The sequence below is a fragment of the Photobacterium lutimaris genome (assembly GCF_003025555.1).
GTDB classification, from domain to species: Bacteria; Pseudomonadota; Gammaproteobacteria; order Enterobacterales; family Vibrionaceae; genus Photobacterium; species Photobacterium lutimaris.
In genome coordinates this window covers 1-2142 of sequence record NZ_PYMH01000033.1, presented here as the reverse complement: position 1 = coordinate 2142, position 2142 = coordinate 1, and the positions used below count along the sequence as shown (strand labels likewise).

The 2142-nt window shown below is 39.9% G+C and carries 4 protein-coding genes; all 4 read left to right on the top strand.

Going from position 1 to position 2142, the window contains the following annotated elements:
- Positions 1–493 (top strand): hypothetical protein (locus tag C9I99_RS26820; protein WP_211321964.1); only part of this gene is annotated, 493 nt, incomplete at its 5' end.
- 8 nt (positions 494–501) lie between these two features.
- Complete coding sequence (locus C9I99_RS26815) at positions 502–981, top strand: hypothetical protein (RefSeq protein WP_107351888.1); 480 nt, start codon at positions 502–504, stop codon at positions 979–981.
- On the top strand, positions 981–1643 hold the full coding sequence (locus C9I99_RS26810) for a hypothetical protein (protein WP_107351887.1): 663 nt from the start codon (positions 981–983) through the stop codon (positions 1641–1643). Before C9I99_RS26815 ends, C9I99_RS26810 begins: the two co-directional genes overlap by 1 nt.
- Before the next feature lie 178 nt (positions 1644–1821).
- A complete protein-coding gene (locus C9I99_RS26805) occupies positions 1822–2007 on the top strand; it encodes a hypothetical protein (RefSeq protein WP_107351886.1) in 186 nt (61 codons plus the stop codon).
- The last annotated feature ends 135 nt before the right edge of the window (positions 2008–2142 follow it).

Sequence of the window (2142 nt, the reverse complement as noted above, 5' to 3'; positions counted from 1 at the left end):
TAAGTATGTGATGTACATCATCGACCGCGGTGAAAACCTCGACATTGATGGCTCAGATATTTTTGTACCCACCTTTGAGAATATGCGTACCAAGTTAAAGAGTGAATTCGAAGGTGAGTTGTCACCAAAGTTAATCGATAAGGTGATGACTGAAGAGTATTCTGAGAAGTTTAGAGAATACTGGGACAGCTTCAACAATGACATTTCTGATTCTGGAAAACATTGGACTTCAAGCTTCGATACTCACGAAGCTCAGCGTTTTGCTATGGAAAATTTCAACTCTAATATTGACTCAAAAAAATTTACAGCAAGACAAAATATTCTGTCCGAAATTGGGGCATGGGAAGTATTTAAAGGTGATGGTCTAACTGAATTTAATGGTATAAAGTCTAAACCTGGTGCTTTAGAGATACTGGAAATTCAACATATGCCAGAGACTATAGAAGAGCTAATCACCCGTGGCAAAATCTTAAAAGTTGAACTGTATAAATAGGGATAATAATGTTAACATTTGAGTTAATCAACAATAGCACAACTAGATCTCAAGCTAAATATCACTCAATGTTTCACCTTGATTATGCTGAAAATAGATTAATTGAAGTCTACTCAAAATCAGGCTATCTAATACTCATGTACACCAGCAAAGGAAAATCAGAAGACACGCAAAATCAATTGGAAATACCAATACTTTCTTTGCTTTGGATAAAAGAATCCATTCTCAATGGTTTTTGGAAAAAGCCATCAGACGGAGGGTTTCCTAAAAATAAACATGCATGTAAGGCTATATTTGAAACTGAGGTTATTTTAATTAGTCGAAGTATGAACGCTGGCTACCCAGGGAAAATGGGGGTTAAAATTGTCAATAAAAGCAGATCTAGTCACATTTTACCTACATGGCCACAAGAAATTCAAATCACTGATGACGCTGTGAAAGCACATTTATTACCAGTCATTGATAAACTTACAGAAGGCATTGATTAATGCCAAACACTAATGAACAACTCCTCGATGTTATAGATAACTGCAACATACTCCTTAACAAATTTGCAGGTTATGACTCTACCGATAATACCGCTGAAGGCCAGATGATCGCCCAGCTAAACTGGCTGAAAGAGCGAGCAGAGAACCATGACCTGCCCCTGCCCGTACAACCAGAGATGCTGGGCACCTTGAGGTATATTTACATGGATGGCACGCTTAACTTTCATGCCAGCAACCCAAATGATAGAGAGTGTATCTATTGGGAGATGGAAATTCCGATGAGAAAATTATTAGCCTTAGCAAGGGATGGTAATTTACTCTTCAAAAAAGAATATTATAAATATATTCCATTGTGCATCGATGCTTTGCTCCTAATACTCAGCAGCCCTCCGAGAAACCTAGTAGCTAATGAACGAAAGTTTTGTGAAGACTTAAAAGAAATAAAAAAGTTAGTTGCTGAAAATAAAATACCACTTCCTCAAAGAACATGTATGCCAGAATTTGAAAGTTTTATTTACGCCAAAAATTCACTTGCTGATATAAAGGAAGCACAATACTTATATTACATTGTCGACGATTTAATTTATAGCGGTGTAAGACCTGATACTTGGCTTACCCCAGAAGATGCAGAAAGAGAAGTGAAGTCTTACTTCTCATTGTAGTCAGCATTATATGTAAAAAGTATTCGAATTACCCGTACGGCCCGTCACAACGTGCTATGCGGTAGCTGTTGTCAAGGCTCTCGGATTTGACCCAAATTCGATTACTAAAGAAACCCTAGCAGAAGCCTATGACATAGCCAGTTTCATCAAAAATGATCCGGCAACCCAGAGCGCTTTGATGAACTTTGCGACGGAATATGCCAAAGCACAGCACTTAACTGAGTGGGCCTATATCGGGGGTGGCACCGTATTTGAAGTTGTCCTGGCTGCGCTGTTGGCCGCTTCGACAGGAGGCTTGGGCGCAGCAGGGGCTACAGCCAGCAAGGCACGCCATACCGGTAAGCTTGCTGAGCTTGGTCAATGACTCAGAATCCTAACGAAACAGCTAAAACAAAAAGCCCAATACAAGGTCAAGCGCGGACAAACCAATGGCTTGGTCGAGCACCGGATTGCAAAGCCGAATGGGGCTGAGGTGCCGTCAAAAATCAAACAAAATAAC